This window comes from Leisingera sp. S232 (assembly GCF_049800895.1).
Lineage (GTDB): Bacteria > Pseudomonadota > Alphaproteobacteria > Rhodobacterales > Rhodobacteraceae > Leisingera.
This window is the reverse complement of sequence record NZ_JBNAFX010000014.1, coordinates 74,232-90,774: the sequence shown is the minus strand read 5'-3', so window position 1 is coordinate 90,774 and position 16,543 is coordinate 74,232. Positions and strand designations below refer to the sequence as shown.

Annotated in this window: 18 protein-coding genes and 1 tRNA gene; 9 read left to right on the top strand and 10 right to left on the bottom strand. The window is 62.3% G+C overall.

Annotated features, from left to right (window positions below):
- The coding region (gene glyA / locus ACP151_RS10940) for a serine hydroxymethyltransferase (RefSeq protein ID WP_424978941.1) at positions 1 to 1,270 on the top strand (1,270 nt) is incomplete at its 5' end.
- A gap of 494 nt (positions 1,271 to 1,764) precedes the next feature.
- On the opposite strand, the gene ACP151_RS10935 is transcribed toward glyA, so the two are convergent.
- The 4 genes from ACP151_RS10935 to ACP151_RS10920 form a co-directional block, all read right to left on the bottom strand.
- Positions 1,765 to 2,052, bottom strand: coding sequence for a hypothetical protein (locus ACP151_RS10935; protein WP_424978940.1), 288 nt, complete (start codon positions 2,050 to 2,052; stop codon positions 1,765 to 1,767).
- A gap of 68 nt (positions 2,053 to 2,120) precedes the next feature.
- Positions 2,121 to 2,798: a PspA/IM30 family protein gene (locus ACP151_RS10930; RefSeq protein WP_424978939.1), complete on the bottom strand. Its 678-nt coding sequence runs from the start codon at positions 2,796 to 2,798 to the stop codon at positions 2,121 to 2,123.
- A gap of 86 nt (positions 2,799 to 2,884) precedes the next feature.
- Positions 2,885 to 3,490, bottom strand: a complete 606-nt coding sequence (locus ACP151_RS10925; protein WP_424978938.1) for a TetR/AcrR family transcriptional regulator — start codon at positions 3,488 to 3,490, stop codon at positions 2,885 to 2,887.
- Positions 3,491 to 3,556: 66 nt separating this feature from the next.
- A complete protein-coding gene (locus ACP151_RS10920) occupies positions 3,557 to 3,922 on the bottom strand; it encodes a hypothetical protein (RefSeq protein ID WP_424978936.1) in 366 nt (121 codons plus the stop codon).
- A gap of 59 nt (positions 3,923 to 3,981) precedes the next feature.
- Here ACP151_RS10920 and ACP151_RS10915 point away from each other — a divergent pair, with 59 nt between their 5' ends.
- Positions 3,982 to 4,782 (top strand): alpha/beta fold hydrolase, encoded by an 801-nt coding sequence (locus tag ACP151_RS10915; RefSeq protein WP_424978935.1) that lies wholly within the window; start codon positions 3,982 to 3,984, stop codon positions 4,780 to 4,782.
- Positions 4,783 to 4,793: 11 nt separating this feature from the next.
- Here the strand turns inward: ACP151_RS10915 and ACP151_RS10910 are convergent, their stop codons facing one another.
- The 3 genes from ACP151_RS10910 to ACP151_RS10900 all read right to left on the bottom strand — a co-directional run bounded on the left by ACP151_RS10910 (position 4,794) and on the right by ACP151_RS10900 (position 6,861).
- On the bottom strand, positions 4,794 to 4,982 hold the full coding sequence (locus tag ACP151_RS10910; RefSeq protein ID WP_424978934.1) for a hypothetical protein: 189 nt from the start codon (positions 4,980 to 4,982) through the stop codon (positions 4,794 to 4,796).
- 92 nt (positions 4,983 to 5,074) lie between these two features.
- The gene (locus ACP151_RS10905) at positions 5,075 to 6,079 is read right to left on the bottom strand and encodes a sterol desaturase family protein (RefSeq protein WP_424978933.1); all 1,005 of its coding nucleotides are present in this window, start codon (positions 6,077 to 6,079) and stop codon (positions 5,075 to 5,077) included.
- 23 nt (positions 6,080 to 6,102) lie between these two features.
- Positions 6,103 to 6,861, bottom strand: coding sequence for a class II aldolase and adducin N-terminal domain-containing protein (locus tag ACP151_RS10900; RefSeq protein WP_424978932.1), 759 nt, complete (start codon positions 6,859 to 6,861; stop codon positions 6,103 to 6,105).
- A 110-nt stretch (positions 6,862 to 6,971) separates the two neighbouring features.
- Between ACP151_RS10900 and ACP151_RS10895 the strand changes: the two genes are divergently transcribed.
- The 5 genes from ACP151_RS10895 to queF all read left to right on the top strand — a co-directional run bounded on the left by ACP151_RS10895 (position 6,972) and on the right by queF (position 10,341).
- Positions 6,972 to 7,862 carry a LysR family transcriptional regulator gene (locus tag ACP151_RS10895; protein WP_424978931.1) on the top strand — a complete coding sequence of 297 codons (891 nt, stop codon included), beginning with the start codon at positions 6,972 to 6,974 and terminating at the stop codon, positions 7,860 to 7,862.
- A gap of 239 nt (positions 7,863 to 8,101) precedes the next feature.
- Positions 8,102 to 8,803: a 7-cyano-7-deazaguanine synthase QueC gene (gene queC / locus ACP151_RS10890; protein WP_424978930.1), complete on the top strand. Its 702-nt coding sequence runs from the start codon at positions 8,102 to 8,104 to the stop codon at positions 8,801 to 8,803.
- Entirely contained in the window at positions 8,803 to 9,156 is a 354-nt protein-coding gene (gene queD, locus ACP151_RS10885) for a 6-carboxytetrahydropterin synthase QueD (protein WP_424978929.1), read from the top strand. The genes queC and queD overlap by 1 nt, the downstream gene beginning before the upstream one ends.
- Positions 9,153 to 9,860, top strand: a complete 708-nt coding sequence (gene queE / locus ACP151_RS10880; protein ID WP_424978928.1) for a 7-carboxy-7-deazaguanine synthase QueE — start codon at positions 9,153 to 9,155, stop codon at positions 9,858 to 9,860. Before queD ends, queE begins: the two co-directional genes overlap by 4 nt.
- A gap of 16 nt (positions 9,861 to 9,876) precedes the next feature.
- The gene (gene queF, locus ACP151_RS10875) at positions 9,877 to 10,341 is read left to right on the top strand and encodes a preQ(1) synthase (RefSeq protein WP_424978927.1); all 465 of its coding nucleotides are present in this window, start codon (positions 9,877 to 9,879) and stop codon (positions 10,339 to 10,341) included.
- A 342-nt stretch (positions 10,342 to 10,683) separates the two neighbouring features.
- On the opposite strand, the gene ACP151_RS10870 is transcribed toward queF, so the two are convergent.
- From ACP151_RS10870 to ACP151_RS10860, 3 genes are all read right to left on the bottom strand, one after another.
- Positions 10,684 to 10,769, bottom strand: a tRNA-Leu gene (locus ACP151_RS10870).
- Between the two features lie 106 nt (positions 10,770 to 10,875).
- A complete protein-coding gene (locus ACP151_RS10865) occupies positions 10,876 to 11,478 on the bottom strand; it encodes a tetratricopeptide repeat protein (protein WP_424978926.1) in 603 nt (200 codons plus the stop codon).
- A gap of 63 nt (positions 11,479 to 11,541) precedes the next feature.
- Positions 11,542 to 12,012 carry an Lrp/AsnC family transcriptional regulator gene (locus ACP151_RS10860; protein WP_424978925.1) on the bottom strand — a complete coding sequence of 157 codons (471 nt, stop codon included), beginning with the start codon at positions 12,010 to 12,012 and terminating at the stop codon, positions 11,542 to 11,544.
- A 125-nt stretch (positions 12,013 to 12,137) separates the two neighbouring features.
- Here ACP151_RS10860 and putA point away from each other — a divergent pair, with 125 nt between their 5' ends.
- Entirely contained in the window at positions 12,138 to 15,551 is a 3,414-nt protein-coding gene (gene putA / locus ACP151_RS10855; protein ID WP_424978924.1) for a bifunctional proline dehydrogenase/L-glutamate gamma-semialdehyde dehydrogenase PutA, read from the top strand.
- Between the two features lie 117 nt (positions 15,552 to 15,668).
- Complete coding sequence (locus ACP151_RS10850) at positions 15,669 to 16,439, top strand: rhomboid family intramembrane serine protease (protein ID WP_424978923.1); 771 nt, start codon at positions 15,669 to 15,671, stop codon at positions 16,437 to 16,439.
- Positions 16,440 to 16,543: the final 104 nt, after the last annotated feature.

Here is a 16,543-nt window from a genome sequence, read left to right as displayed (position 1 = left end):
CTTTTTCACCCAAGCGCTGTCTGAGCGCGATCCTGAGCTTTATGCGTCGATCACGGCGGAACTGGGCCGCCAGCGCGACGAGATCGAGCTGATTGCCTCTGAGAACATCGTCTCTGCCGCGGTGATGGAAGCACAGGGGTCCGTGCTGACCAACAAATACGCCGAAGGCTATCCGGGACGCCGCTATTATGGCGGTTGCCAGTATGTTGATGTTGCCGAAAACCTGGCCATCGACCGCGCCAAGCAGCTGTTTGGCTGCGAATACGCAAATGTGCAGCCGAACTCCGGCTCGCAGGCCAACCAGGGCGTGTTCCAGGCGCTGCTGAAGCCCGGCGACACCATCCTGGGCATGGATCTGGCCTCTGGCGGCCACCTGACCCACGGCGCCGCCCCCAACCAGTCGGGCAAATGGTTCAACGCGGTCTCTTACGGGGTGCGCCGCGACGACAATCTGATCGACTATGACCAGCTGGAAGCGCTGGCCGTGGAGCATCAGCCCAAGCTGATCATCGCCGGCGGCTCGGCGATCCCGCGGGTCATCGACTTTGCCCGGTTCCGCGCCATTGCCGACAAGGTCGGCGCCCTCCTGCATGTGGATATGGCGCATTTCGCAGGCCTGGTTGCGGCCGGCGAGCACCCCTCGCCGTTCCCGCATGCGCATGTGGCGACCACCACCACCCACAAGACCCTGCGCGGGCCGCGTGGCGGCATGATCCTGACCAATGACGAGGCCATCGCCAAGAAAGTGAACTCGGCGATCTTCCCCGGCATCCAGGGCGGCCCGCTGATGCATGTGATCGCCGGCAAGGCGGCGGCCTTTGGCGAGGCGCTGAAGCCGGAGTTCAAGACCTACCAGCAGCAGGTCAAGGCCAATGCGGCGGCGCTGGCGGATCAGCTGATCCAGGGCGGGCTGGACATTGTGACCGGCGGCACCGACACCCATGTCATGCTGGTCGATCTGCGCCCCAAAGGCGTCACCGGCAACATCGCCGACAAGGCGCTGGGACGCGCCCATATCACCACCAACAAGAACGGCATCCCGTTCGACCCGGAAAAGCCCACCGTGACTTCCGGCCTGCGTCTGGGCACGCCTGCCGGCACCACCCGCGGCTTTGGCGAGGCGGAGTTCCGCCAGATCGCTGACCTGATCATCGAGGTGATCGACGGGCTGGCGGCCAACGGTGAAGAGGGCAATGCGGATGTGGAAGCATCGGTGCGCGCCAAAGTCGCCGATCTCTGCGGCCAGTTCCCGCTGTATCCGAACCTCTGATCCGGTCCGGACCTGAAACAGCAAACCGCCGCGGCCCCTTGGCCTGCGGCGGTTTTTCTTTGGCAGGGCGCAGGAGGGCAGCAGGCCCAGACCGGCAGGCCCGCAATGCGACAGGGCCTAATAGTAGGCCCTAATGACACGACAGCTCCGGCGCGGCAGAGCCGACGGGGCTGACCGGCCCAAATTGCCCCGCCCCGAATTGCCCCGCCCAATTTGACCTCCCCGACCCCGGCAACACGCTGCAACCGGTATGGCGGCCTGCAAACAGCCATCTTCAACCGGAGGTTTCGCTGCGAAACCTTGTTTATTAACAACGCATTACACATGCGCCCGCATCATTAACCAGCCCCATCCACCCCATTGACCCCATCCGCGCGCCCGAGAAAGGCAAGATGGGCAGGCTCTGATATGTGTGTCCTGAACAGCAGCTGCAAAAAACAAGCCGCCCGCCAAACTCAGCGGGCGGCCTGATGCCGGTGCAAGACTGAGCGACGTCAGATGTCCTGCTTGCTTTCCAGCAGTGCGTCTTCCAGCAGTTTTTCGTTGCGGGCGTCTTCGATCTTGCGGATGCGGTCCTCGCTGGAGCGGTGGTCGAAGCGGTATTTCACCACGTTGATCAGGCTCAGCGTCAGCAGCAGGACCGCCATCCCCCAATAGCCCTTGGTGGCCAGCGGCACATCTGTCGAGAGCCACAGGGAAATTCCCAGCATCGCATAGGCAATGGCGACGCCTGCCGAGTTCAGAAGGATGATCAGCTTGTTGTCGGTGTTATCGGTATACATGTGTTTTCTCCCGGAAAATGAATGAGGTCAGCCTGGCCGGTGGGCCGAGCCGAGTGGCTATGGACGGCTCAGCCCTTGGTTTGAACGCGGCTCAGCACATCGGCGGCGGTGCTGCGGCGGCGGGCGCCGAAACCGGCGTCGGCCAGATCCTCGGCAATGGTGGAATTGTTCAGCTCACCGTCGATCTCGCGCAGGATCTCGCCTTGCTCGAACGGGTCGTCGCGCTGCAGCACATCGCGGATCAGCGCTTCGGCTTCCTCTGCCGGGCTGTCGCCGCCGGTGTGGCGGCGCAGGCGGCGCTGGATATCCTGTTCACGCCGGGTGGCGCGTGCCGCGATGGCGCCCTGTTTCAAATCGGTGATGCGGCGGTTTGCGGTTTCAACCGATTGACGCAGCTGCAGAATACGCGTGTCGAGCCGGTCCAGGGTCTGGCGGCGAACGGTCAGCTCATTTTCCATGTCTGCCACCGCCTGCGCAGCACTTTGGGCCAGATCCTCGCGGCCGCCCTCAAGCGCCTCTGCGGCCCGGGTCATCAGGTCTGTGACGCGTCCTTCCAGTGTCTCGATCTGGCGCTGCTCGCTGCGCTGCCGCTGGATCAGGCTGGCCAGAGTCAGTTTGGCGGCCTTCAGGTTGCCCTCGGCTTCACGGATCTTCTGGGTGATCAGCTCAATCGAGTAGGTCTCGCGCAGCTGTTCCTCGGCACGGGCATTGGCACCGGTGATCAGGGTCTTCAAGGTCGTGAACATGTCTTCCTCCGCAGTTATGAACATCGTTCATGCAGAGGTGTATAGTGAAAACCTGAACAGCGTTCAAGACATTTATTGAACGCTGTTCATTTTTCTGAAGGCTGCCCGATCTGGTTCAACACCTGTGCGATCATCTGCTCGATCTGTTCCGGCGGGACACCCGAAATCCGCCGCTCGAGCCCAAGAAGAACAATGCCATGTACGGAAGAGAACAGCGCCCGCACCATCAGGCCGGCGTCTTCGGCCCCCTTATCCGGAAACAGCTCAGACACGGGCTGGGCGATATTGGCAAACAGATCCTCCAGCGCGGCCATGTACCAATCCGGAACAGCCCCGCCGGACTGCATCTGCAAATCGAACAATGCCCGCCACAGGTTGGTGTTTGCATCGGCAAAATGCAGGTAGGCATTGCTCATCAGGATCAGACGGCGGGTGGGCGGTTCGCTGTCGGCCTCGGCCACCGAGGCCCGCACCGCAACACCAAGTTTGCGGAATGTCCGCCCGTTCACGGCCATGATGATGGCGTTCAGGTCGTCATAGGCGGTATAGATCGCCCCCAATGCGCAGCCTGCGTCCTGCGCCAGGTCGCGGGCCCTCAAGGCCCCTGCCCCGTCCCGCGCGATGCGGATCTCTGCCGCTTCCACCAGTTTTTCCCGCAGCGCGGCTTTACGCGCCTCGACCTTGCCTGCCATGGCTTTCCGCCTTCTGTTTGAACTGCGTTCAAAATACTGTCGGCAGCGACGGCGTAAAGCCGGAAATCAGATCAGGCCGCGCCAGCGCAGCACCACCACCAAAAGGATCAGCACGCAGAGGACGGAAAACGCAACGCTGCCCAGCACGCCGAGCCAGAATCCCTTGCGGCGGTCGGCGAGGTCGATTTCCTCCAGATGCGCCTTCACGTCGCGCGCAGCAGCGCGCAGCGGTTTTTCATCCACAGTCAGGGAAAGCTTGGGATGCTCCAGCAGCGGCAGGGCAGCGGCAATCTTCATGCCCTGTTTGTAGATCCGACGGGGAATGCGGCGGCGGACGAGTTTGAGCGCAGCAGCAAAATCACCCGAGGCATGTTCACGGTCTTTCAACAGGGCACGGATGTCTTCAATGTCCTGTTCCAGGCTGGCGGCCATTCTGGCGGTCTCCTCTTGCTGCTGTGCTGCCACCCTATCCTGCTGGCAGGGCTGTCTCAATGGGGGTGGCCAGCTTCCGCCCGCGCGTCTATCAAGGCAGCATGCTGAACACGATCATTCATGGCGCCGCCACCTCAAAACCTCCGCTCCTGATTGCCCATGGGCTGTATGGATCGGCCCGCAACTGGGGCGTGATCGCCAAGCGGCTGTCGGATGAGCGGCAGGTGATTGCGGTGGATATGCGCAACCACGGCGACAGCCCGCGCGCAGACAGCCACACCTACCCGGAGCTGGCCGCCGATCTGGCCGCGGTGATTGCCGCCCATGGCGGGCAGATGGATGTGATCGGCCATTCAATGGGCGGCAAGGCGGCAATGATGCTGGCGCTGAACCATGCCCAAGCGGTGCGCAAGCTGGTTGTGGCCGACATCGCGCCAGTGGCCTATGGCCATACGCAAATCCAGTATATCCACGCCATGAAATCGCTGGATCTGGCGCGCATCGAGCGCCGCCCCGAAGCAGCGGCACAGCTGGCAGAAGCCGGAGTGGAGCCTGCGCTGCAGAGCTTTTTCACCCAATCGCTGGATCTGCCGAACAAGCGCTGGAAGCTGAACCTTGATGCGCTGGCGGATCAGATGCCGAACATCATGTCCTTCCCGCAGGCGGATGCGGCCTGGGATGGCCCGACCCTGTTCCTGTCTGGTTCGGCGTCGGACTACGTGCTGCCAGAGCACCGGGAGGAGATCTGCGCACGCTTTCCCAATGCCCGGTTTGCCAAGCTGCCCGGCGCGGGCCATTGGCTGCACGCCGAGAAGCCGCGGGAGTTTGAAGCCGCTGCACGGGTGTTCCTGAACGCCTGAGCGCAAATAGCTCAGGCGCCGCGGGCGTAAAGCTGCTTGGCCACCAGCCAGGCCACTGGCAGTGCCAATATCGCCCCCGCTGCTGCGGCGCCGATGATGGCCTGTGTGGTGACCAGCCCGGCCGCCAGAACCGCAATCACTCCGGCCCCGGCCAGGCTGCTGCCGATCAGAGAATAGAGAATGGATGCAAGGCGCAACATGGGCTTTCTCCTATGCCTTTGACTGTTCTGCGGTCAGGCATAGGAGCTGGTGACTGGAGACGCTTTGATCCTGATCAGAACCGATCCCGATGCTAACGGGTGTACATCTGCTTTTTGAAGGCCCGCGTCCGTTCAGTCGCTGCAGCAGAGCCGTCGTGATAGGTGCCAAACCACTTGTCAAAAGGGATTTCCGAGGTGCCGTAGTTGCACTCAAAATATCGGTGGTGCAGCTGGTGAAAGAAATCGCCGGCCTTGGCGGCCTCTGTCTCCTTGGCAATCACCCGTTCAAAGCCCGAGTGCGACATGACCGGGCTGATCTGCTGGAACATTGCATGGAACGTCAGATGCAGCGGATGCGAGGGTACGATCAGATGGATGAAATAGGTGGTGAAGTAGAGCAGGTTTTCATACCAGTGATTTGAGATCCCCGACCACGGCCCGGTGTTGACGTTGCGGTGATGCACCGCGTGGACGTGTTTATAAAGCCGCGGGTGATGCTCCAGCCGGTGCACCCAATAGAAATGCAGGCCGGACCACATCGGAATGAGCAGCATCCAGACCACGCTCCACACGGGTGTTTCGGCAAATGTCACCGTGGGCACCCACCCATTCGCCATCAGCCAGAAAAGACCCCATTGGTACACGGTGGCCACGGTGATGGCGCTGCCCAATGTCCAGAAGATATTGTCCCAGACCTGGTTCTTGAACGTGAAAGTGCCATTGCCGCGCGACAGGTCGCGCTTGTCGAATTTTTTCTGCATGCCCTGGCCTTTGCGCATGTAAAGCCACCAGTGCAGCCCGCCTGCCACGCAGATCTGCGGCACCAGATTGATCAGCCAGACCCGCAGCATCCAGCCGGGGCTGAAACTGGCCATTTCCGCCAGCGGCGGCAGGAACCACGCATAGGCCGCCAACGCCAGTACAAAGGGCACGCTGAGTGCGGTGATTTCCGCCCAGGCGCCACGATACCAGCGCAGGATCGCCGCCGGGCGCGGCGGCCAGCTGAACAGCGGGTTGAGCGGCACCGGACCCTTGGGGTGGTAGTGCCAGCGTTCTGACTCGCGGTCGCGGTCTGCGTTGTGCAAAGTTCCATCCATTGTACTGCTTCCCCTGCTGGTGCTCAGTTTGCGTAGTTGGAGCCTTCGTCATCGAGGATCGCCTTCAGCTCTGTCAGATGGCGTTCGGCCTGATCCGGGTAGTTCTCCAGCTCCAGCGCGGTTTTCTCGGCGATCTCGTCGCTCAGCACCCGCAGCTTCTGGCCGGTTTGCAGGGCGCGGACATAGGTTTCTGCGGCGCGTTCAAAATAGTAGAGCCGGTTGAAAGTGTCCGCGACGCTGTCGCCGATCACCAGCACCCCGTGGTTGCCCATGATCATCACCTTGACCTTGGGATCGGTCAGCATCGAGGCGCAGCGGGCGCCCTCGCTTTCAAACGCCAGCCCGCCGAAACTGTCGTCCACCACATAGCGGTTATAGAAAGTGGCAGTGTTCTGATCGATCGGCGGCAGGGAGCTGTCTGCGAGGCAGGCCAGAACGGTGGCATGGATCGAATGCACATGCATCACGCAGCGGGCATGCGGACATAAGCGATGGATTGACCCATGCAGCCCCCAGGCGGTCGGATCCGGCGCGTCGGGGCGGTCCATGGTTTTGGGGTCATTGGCATCCAGAAACAGCAGGTCCGAAGCCTTGATGCGCCGGAAATGCGCCTGATTGGGATTCATCAGGAACTGGGTTCCGTCCCCGTTCACCGCTAGGCTGAAGTGATTGGCCACGCCTTCGTGCATGTTCAACCGTTCAACCCAGCGAAAGGCTGCGGCCATATCGACGCGCTGCTGCCAATGGGTAAGGTTCTGGCTGAGTTCCACCTGCCTGTTCATCCTGGGCCTCCAAATCCGGTTATCCCAGTGGTGCCAGCCACAATTCCTGCTGACAAACGATTGATTCAGCCGCTATGCATTAAGAGAACTTATGCATAGGTCATACATTGATGGCAGCTCCCGGCTCCCCCTCTTCCTCCCTGCCCCCGCTCACCTGGCTGCGCGCCTTTGAGGCCAGTGCGCGGCATCTGTCGTTCACCCGGGCTGCCGCAGAGCTGAACCTGACGCAATCGGCGATCAGCCAGCATGTGCGCAGTCTGGAAAACTTCCTTGGCCGAGAGCTGTTCATCCGCAAAACCCGCGCGCTGGAGCTATCGGAGGCCGGGGCCAACTATATGCCGATTGTGCGCGAGGCCTTTGAGCTGTTGGCGGCAGGCACCCAGGCCTTTACCGGCGGCGATCAGGGGCGGCATCTGGTATTGCAGTGCAATATGGCGTTCTCAGTCTTTTGGCTGTCGCCGCGGCTGCCGCGACTGTATGAACGGTTCCCCTGGCTGGTGCTGAATATCGTGACGCCGATATGGGACCCGGAACGGCATGCAAGTTCCGCCGGCACTGAGATCCGCTTTGGTCGCCCGAACGATATGTCAGCAGCGGCCATCCGACTGACCCGCGACCGGTTCTACCCGGTCTGCGCGCCGGGGTATCAGGGCGGAAACGTTGATTTCGACACCGCAACACTGCTGGATTGTGGCGGCGTCACAGGGTCTTGGGGGGCCTGGTTCAAGTCGCAGGATTTGCCGTTTGAACGCAATCACGAGGTCAATCTTGGCTCCACTTATGTGATTTCCATGACAGCCGCAGTGAATGGCGCCGGGATTTCCATGTCGCATGACACGCTGGCAGGCGGGTTGCTGGACAGCGGGCAGCTGGTCCGGGCCAGCGACCACTCGGCAGATCTGCTGGAGAATTACTTTCTGATGCCGCCGCCCAGCCATGCCAGCACCCCGGCCTCGCGCGCTTTTCTGGAGTGGCTGGAGGGGGAACTGCCGCCGGTTTAGACTGCCCCGCCCGGCGGCACGCCGGGCAGCGCCCGTCCGCCCCCATGGGCGGGCGCTACGCTTCCGCCCGCGGACGAGCACTGCCCTCACAAGGTACCGCCAACGCCAAACTTTCAAATTTCCCCAACAAGTCCTGCCGAATGTTCGCAATGCGCCCGCACCTTGCGCCATTCCCGCCTTGCTGCTAAACGCCCGGCACCGGTCGCAGCCTACCCGGTCATCAAAACAAGGGTTCAAACATGAAGACTATCGTTATCTGCTCAGGCGGGCTGGATTCCGTTTCGCTTGCCCATATGGTTGCTGAAGAACATCAGCTGACCCGTCTTGTCTCCTTTGATTACGGCCAGCGCCACAAGAAGGAACTGGACTATGCCGCCGCCGCCGCCGAACGGCTGGGCGTGCCGCATGACATCATCGACATGCGCGGGATCGGCGCCGCGCTTTCGGGTTCGGCTCTGACCGATGACATTGATGTGCCAGACGGCCACTATGCCGAAGAGACCATGAAGGTCACCGTGGTGCCGAACCGCAACGCCATCATGCTGACCATCGCCTATGGCATCGCTGCCGCCAACGGCGACGACGCGGTGGCAACAGCCGTGCATGGCGGCGACCATTTCATCTATCCGGACTGCCGCCCGGCCTTTACCGAGGCGTTTGACGCGATGCAGCGAGCTGCGTTGGATGGTTACGCCGATGTGCGGCTTTACACGCCGTTTGTGCACCGCACCAAGGGTGACATTGTCACCGCCGGTGCTGCCCATAACACGCCTTTTGCCGACACATGGTCCTGTTACAAGGGCGGCGACAAGCACTGCGGGCGCTGCGGCACCTGTGTGGAGCGGCGCGAGGCCTTCCATCTGGCCGGCGTCGAAGATCCGACAGAATATACCGACCCCGATTTCTGGAAAGCTGCAATTGCAGGCAAGGACGGCGCCTGATGTTCCGGATCACCAAGGAATTCCACTTTTCCGCCTCGCACCAGCTGACGCATCTGCCGCCGGATCACCAATGCGCCCGGATGCACGGCCACAACTATGTCGTGGTGGTGGAGCTGGCAGCCAAAGAACTGAATGCGGACGGTTTTGTGCGCGACTATCACGAGCTGAAGCCGCTGAAAGCCTACATCGACGAAACCTTTGACCACCGGCATCTGAACGATGTGCTGGAGGGGCATTCGACCGCTGAGAATATGGCGAAACATTTCTATGACTGGTGCCACGCGCGCTGGCCGGAAGTGGCAGCCGTCAAAGTCTCGGAGACCCCCAAGACCTGGGCGGAGTACCGGCCGTGAGCCTGCGCATCGCGGAGATCTTCGGCCCCACCATTCAGGGCGAAGGCGTGCTGATCGGCGAACCCACTGTGTTCGTGCGCGCAGGCGGCTGCGACTACCGTTGCAGCTGGTGCGACAGCATGCATGCGGTCGACAGCGCCTTTCGCGGCGACTGGGCGGTGATGGCGCCTGAAGAGGTCATGGACGAAGTGCGCCGCCTGTCCGGCGGCAAACCTTTGACGGTGTCGATCTCGGGCGGCAACCCGGCAATCCAGAACTTTGCACCGGTGATCGCCATCGGCCAGAAAGAAGGTTACCGGTTTGCCTGCGAAACGCAGGGCTCGGTTTCGCAACCCTGGTTCGGGGCGCTGGATACGCTGGTGCTGAGCCCGAAACCGCCATCAAGCGGCGAAAAGACCGACTGGCACAAATTCACCCGCTGCCTGCATCACGCCCAGGGCTGCGGCAAGGCGGTGATGAAGATCGTTGTGTTTGACGACGCCGACTATGCCTGGGCCAAAGCTGCCGCCGCGCGCCACCCGGAGCTGCCGCTGTATCTGCAACCCGGCAACCCGGAGGTCGACCCGGCGCAGCCCGTCGATCTGAACCAGGCCACCGAACGCCTTTTGTGGCTGATTGAAAAAGTGACCGGCGACGGCTGGTTCACGCCCCGCGTCCTGCCCCAGCTGCATGTGCTGGTCTGGGGCAACAAGCGTGGCGTCTGAAGACAAGGAAACCGATATGTCTGACAGTATCTACAGCAATCTAAAGCAGCTGGGCGGCGACACCATCGTGCCGCAAAGCCCCGAACAGGCCGAACTGGAACGGGTTCAGAACCCGCAAGGAGACGTGGCCTACAACGTGCGCTTCACCGCACCGGAGTTCACCTCGCTCTGCCCGATGACCGGCCAGCCGGATTTTGCCCATCTGGTGATCGATTACGTGCCGGGCGAATGGCTGGTGGAAAGCAAATCTCTGAAGCTGTTCCTCACGTCCTTTCGCAACCACGGCGCCTTCCATGAAGATTGCACCATCTCCATCGCCCGCCGCCTGGCGGATTTCCTTGCGCCGCAATGGCTGCGCATCGGTGGTTACTGGTACCCGCGCGGCGGCATCCCGATTGATGTGTTCTGGCAGACCGGCCCGATGCCCGAGGGGGTCTGGATTCCGGATCAGGGCGTGCCGCCCTACCGTGGCCGCGGCTGACATACCCCGTCACATCCGATCGACCCCTGGCAGCCCCGCCGTCAATCTGCGGTGCTGCCAGATTTCAATTCAGACACCTTGCGGGCATTGATGCCTAAAGGCTGCCCGAGTGTCATTTCACGCGCCCTTGGGGCAGACCGGCCGCATGCCGACGCCACCTTTCCCCGCTGGCACCACAGCCTGCTCCTGCGGCAACCGCAATTCGCGATCTGCGCAGCAGCGCCGGAACCAGCCTGCACCAGATCAGGAACAAAACGTGACTGTAGGGGTCGCATGTGGGAGGCGCAAAAATCTGGCGAACCCCAGAGATAGAAGAAAACAGGGAAATCCCTTTGATTTCAGTGGTGCCCGCGGCCGGACTCGAACCGGCACGGCCATACGGCCAGGAGATTTTAAGTCTCCGGTGTCTACCATTCCACCACGCGGGCTCAGGGTGCCGCTGCCGGGCACCTCAGGTGAAGGTCTAGCCTCCTGAAATCACGCGGACAATATGTTTTCGGCTCGAAAGGCAAATTTCCCAAAGCCCGGACAGAGCTACAGCTCTGTATCCCCGGCGCCGGGTGGCGCCAGCGGCCCGCCGGGGTCCGCCAGGAAACGCTCCGGCAACCAGGGGTTCAGCTTCAGCGCCTCAGACAGCGCCTGTCGTGCCTCCTCCAGCCGCGACAGGCCGTATAGTGACAGCGCGCGGCCGCTTAGTGCAGCGATATGGCGGGGAGATAGCGCCAGCGCCCGATCCAGATCAGCAAGAGCAGCTGCAAAGTCCCGGCGCAGGTAATGCACAAAAGCGCGCTGGTTGTAACCTTCGGCATAGTCCGGACAATAGTCGATCAGCTGATCAAAGGCCGCCAATGCACCCAGGAAGTCAAAGACAGAGCGTTTGGACATGCCGCGGTCAAGAATGGCCTGCGCCTGTGCGTTTGGCGCATCTGCCCAGTATTCCCACATCCGGTTGCCGATTTCGCGGGCCTGGGTTTCAGTTTCCGCCTTCTGCACCTCGCTGATCAGCGCCCCAAGCGGGCCGCTGTGGTTTGGTGCGGCGGGGCAATCTGATGCCTGTGCTGGAGATACCGCTGCGGCACAGAAAACCGTAGCGGTGCAGGCCTGGGAAATATGGACGCGAAGCGGAGCAAGGAACATGCCCCATGCTCGCATATCTGCTATTTCAATCAAGTCTGGGGAAGCTGCGCAGCGGATTTAGCTCTAAAGCGGGCCCAGAACGCCGTCTTCCTTGACCGCCTGCATTGCAACATAGGTGGATGTGGACGCGACATGCGGCAGCGAGGAGATCTTCTCTCCCAGCACCGCCCGGTAATCCGTCATGGACCGGGTGCGCACCTTCAAGAGGTAGTCGAAATGCGATGCCATCATATGCACCTGTTCAATCTCCGGCAACCGCGCCACCGCGGCGTTGAACTTGGACAGCGCCGCTTCGCGGGTGTCGTCGAGCTTCACTTCGACAAAGGCCACATGATCCAGCCCCAGCCGGATCGGATCCACCAGCGCCCGGTAGCCGGTGATGATGCCTTCCGCCTCCAACCGCTTGAGCCGGGTCTGGGTCGGGGTCTTTGACAGGCCGATACGCCGGGCAAGGTCCGCAATGGAAATGCGGCCGTCTTCGCTCAGCACGTTGAGAATCGCCCGGTCAAAGCGATCAAGGTCTATGGAGTTCATTTGGACCTTCAATTTTCACATTTTTACCCATTTGACCTATGGATATCATCAATTCAGTCAATTGTCCCGCCGCAAAGCGTGTAGGCTTAACAAAAGCCCTGCACATTTTCTTGTGGAGTCACCTCATGACCGCTGATACCAAACTTCGCTTCCGGATCGACGCCGGCACCTATGCCGACCAAGCCGCGATCCGCGACCAGCTGGTGGCCCAGGCCGCCCTTACTGACGCAGACCGCAACCGCATTTGCGCCAACGCCGCCGCATTGGTGCGCGACATCCGCGGCCATTCGGCACCGGGGCTGATGGAGGTTTTCCTGGCCGAATACGGGCTGTCGACCGACGAAGGCGTGGCGCTGATGTGCCTGGCCGAAGCGTTGCTGCGGGTGCCGGATGCGGACACAATCGATGCGCTGATCGAGGACAAGATCGCGCCTTCGGACTGGGGCAAGCATCTGGGCAAATCCACCTCCTCGCTGGTCAATGCCTCGACCTGGGCCTTGATGCTGACCGGCAAGGTGCTGGACGAAGAGCGCAGCCCCATCGGCGCCCTGCGCGGCGCCATCAAGCGGCTGGGCGAACCGGTGATCCGCACCGCTGTCAGCCGCGCGATGAAGGAAATGGGCCGCCAATTCGTGCTGGGCGAAACCATCGAAAGCGCCATGGACCGCGCTGCCGGGATAGAGGCCAAGGGCTATAGCTATTCCTATGACATGCTGGGCGAAGCCGCCCGCACCGAGGCAGACGCCGCCCGTTACCATCTGGCCTATTCCAAGGCGATTTCATCCATTGCCGCCGCCTGCAACAGCGACGACATCCGCAGGAATCCCGGCATCTCGGTAAAGCTGTCTGCCCTGCACCCGCGCTATGAACTGGCACAGGAAAACAGTGTGATGGAGCATCTGGTGCCGCGCCTGAAGGCGCTGGCGCTGTTGGCCAAAGCGGCCAAGATGGGTCTCAATGTTGACGCCGAGGAAGCCGACCGCCTGTCGCTGTCGCTGGAAGTCATTGACGCGGTGGTCTCGGATCCGGCTCTGGCGGGCTGGGACGGATTTGGCGTGGTTGTGCAGGCCTATGGCCCGCGCACCGGGCTGGCAATTGACGCCCTGCATGAGATGGCCGAGAAATACGACCGCCGCTTCATGGTGCGTTTGGTAAAAGGCGCCTATTGGGATACCGAGATCAAGCGCGCCCAGGTTGAGGGCGTCGATGGCTTCCCGGTCTTTACCTCCAAGGCGCTGACCGATGTGTCCTATATCTCCAACGCACGCAAGCTCTTGGGGCTGACAGACCGGATCTATCCGCAGTTTGCCACCCACAACGCGCATACCGTCTCTGCCATCCTGCATATGGCCCAATCCATCGATAATGCGGCTTATGAATTCCAGCGCCTGCATGGCATGGGAGAGACATTGCATCAGATGGTACTGGAGCAGAACAGGACCAACTGCCGGATCTACGCACCTGTTGGCGCCCACCGCGATCTGCTGGCCTATCTGGTGCGCCGCCTGCTGGAAAACGGCGCCAACTCTTCCTTTGTGAACCAGATCGTGGACGAGAACGTCCCGCCCGAAGAGGTCGCCGCCGACCCCTTTGCAGAGATTGCGGACATCACCCGCAAAATCCCGACCGGGCCAGAGCTTTATGCGCCGGAGCGCCCTAACTCCAAAGGGTTCGACCTCGGCCATGCGCCGACGCTTGCCCGCATCGAAGACGCCCGCGCGCCCTGGCGGACCCACACCTGGGAGGCCGGACCGCTGATCGCTGGCGAGGCCCGGCCCGAGGCGCCGCTGGATGTGACCAACCCCGCCGACCTCAGCCCGGTGGGCAAGGTGCGATATTGCTCCGGCGCGGATCTGGAAACCGCACTGGCTGCCGCAGCGCCCTGGAGTGCCCCGGCCAGCGAACGTGCCGCCGTGCTGAACAAGGCCGCCGATCTCTACGAGGAAAACTATGGCGAGCTGTTTGCGATCCTGGCCCGCGAGGCTGGCAAGACCATCCCCGATGCGGTGGCCGAGCTGCGCGAGGCGGTGGACTTTCTGCGCTATTACGCCGCCCGCATCCCCGATGCAGACCCCGCCGGCGTGATCTCCAGCATTTCGCCGTGGAATTTCCCACTGGCGATTTTCACCGGCCTGATCTCGGCACCGCTGGCCACCGGCAACGGCGTTCTGGCCAAACCCGCCGACCCCACCCCGCTGGTGGCCCATCGCGCGGTGCAGCTGCTGCATGAGGCCGGCGTACCGCGCCATGCGCTGCAGCTGCTGCCGGGCCGCGGCTCCAAGGTTGGCGCTGCCATTACTGGCGATGCGCGGGTTGCCGGCGTCAGCTTCACCGGCTCCACCGCCACTGCCATGCGCATTCGCGCCACCATGGCTGACACCATGCGCCCCGGGGCGCCACTGGTGGCCGAGACCGGCGGGCTGAATGCGATGATCGTCGACTCCACCGCGCTGCCCGAACAAGCGGTGCAATCGGTCGTCGAAAGCGCCTTTCAATCCGCAGGCCAGCGCTGTTCAGCGCTGCGCTGCCTCTACCTGCAGGACGACATCGCCGACAACGTGCTGGAGATGCTGCAGGGCGCGATGGACCTTTTGCAGGTGGGCGACCCCTGGCATCTTAGCACTGACAGCGGCCCGGTGATCGACGACAAGGCGCGCTCTGGCATCCTGGCCCATATTGCCAAGGCCCGCATGCAAGGCCGGGTGCTGAAGGAAATCCGGCCACCGCAGGCCGGCACGTTTGTCGGGCCGACCCTGATCGAAATCCCGGACATCGCCTGGATGGAAGAAGAAATCTTTGGCCCGGTCCTGCATGTGGTGCGCTTCCAGTCCCAGGAGCTGGACAAGATCATCGACGACATCAACGCCACCGGCTACGGGCTCACCTTTGGGCTGCACACCCGCATCGATGACCGGGTGCAGCATGTCTGCGACCGGGTGCATGCGGGCAACCTCTATGTGAACCGCAACCAGATCGGCGCCATTGTTGGCAGCCAGCCTTTTGGTGGCGAGGGGCTTTCGGGCACCGGTCCCAAGGCCGGCGGCCCCGACTACCTCAGCCGGTTCTGCGCGCCGGACCGGCAGCAAAGCAGCAGCCAGTGGGAGACGACCACCTCTGCGCTGCCCGCAATCAGCGGCGTGCCTGCGCAGCCGGTGACCACCACCCTGCCCGGTCCGACCGGTGAATCGAACCGCCTGACCCTTTTTGCCCGGCCGCCGCTTCTGTGCATGGGGCCAGGCGCCGAGGCGGCCGAGGCGCAGGCCAAACACGTGATCAGCCTGGGCGGCACCGCCATGCAGGCGGATGGCATGTTCGACCTGCACCGGCTGGAAACGATGGCAGGCATTGCTGGTGTCCTGTGGTGGGGCGATGAGGCTACCGGGCGGGACATCGAACAGGCGCTGGCCAAACGCGTCGGCCCGATCATCCCTTTGATCCCCGGCAAACCCGACCGCGCCCGCGTGCTGGCAGAACGCCACGTCTGCGTCGACACCACCGCCTCTGGTGGCAATGCGCAGCTTTTGGGTGGCAACGCCTGACCTGGAGACCACCCGAAACAACTGCGCTGCCCGGCTTGCCGCCGGGCGGTGCTCAAATCACCATCCTGTTTCGCTTAACCGCTTGACGCAGGGCCATTTCCGGCCCAGCGTTCCCCCATGTTTCCGATCCGAGATCACAACCCGTCCGGCCGCACACCCTATGTTGTCTATGCGCTGATGGCGGCGAATATCCTGGCCTATTTCTACTATTCAGCCAGCTATGCTTCCCCCCGCGCACTCGCCCTGTTCTATGATGCCTATGCGGTGGTCCCGGCCGAAATCAGCAAGGGCAACGGGTTTGAGACACTTTTTACTTCGATGTTCATCCACGCAGGGCTGATGCATCTGGGCGGCAACATGCTGTTTCTGTGGATCTTCGGCGACAACCTGGAAGATGAGATGGGCCATCTCGCCTTCCTCGCCTTCTACCTCGCCAGCGGCATCGGCGCCGGGTTGATCCATGTGTACTCGGCTCCCGGCTCCTGGGTTCCAACGGTCGGCGCCTCCGGCGCCATAGCTGGCGTGATGGGCGGCTACCTGTTGATGTTCCCCAAGGCCCGCGTCGATATCCTGCTGGTGCTGATCATCTATTTCCGCATCTTCACCATTCCCGCCTTTGTCATGCTGGGCCTGTGGCTGGTGATGCAATTCTTTGGCGGCCTTGGCGCCGACCCGGATCAGGGCGGCGTTGCCTATTGGGCCCATGCCGGCGGTTTTGCGGTGGGGCTGGTCCTGTGCCTGCCCCTGTGGCTGCGCCGCGGCGGGCCGGGTTTCTGGAACAAGACCCAAGGGCTGCCACCACATCCAGAGAATGAGTACGAATACGCCGCCAGCCGCATCCCCAAACTGCCGCGCAAGAAGCCGCGTCCGGGACCCTGGGGCAAGTAAGGCCTCAGGCCGCCCCACGCCTCCAACAGCTGTGCTTGAAAAAGCGGCCTGCGAAACCATGAAACACGCAACTGGATAAAGCGCAGGCCGCTCCCCCGATAGGC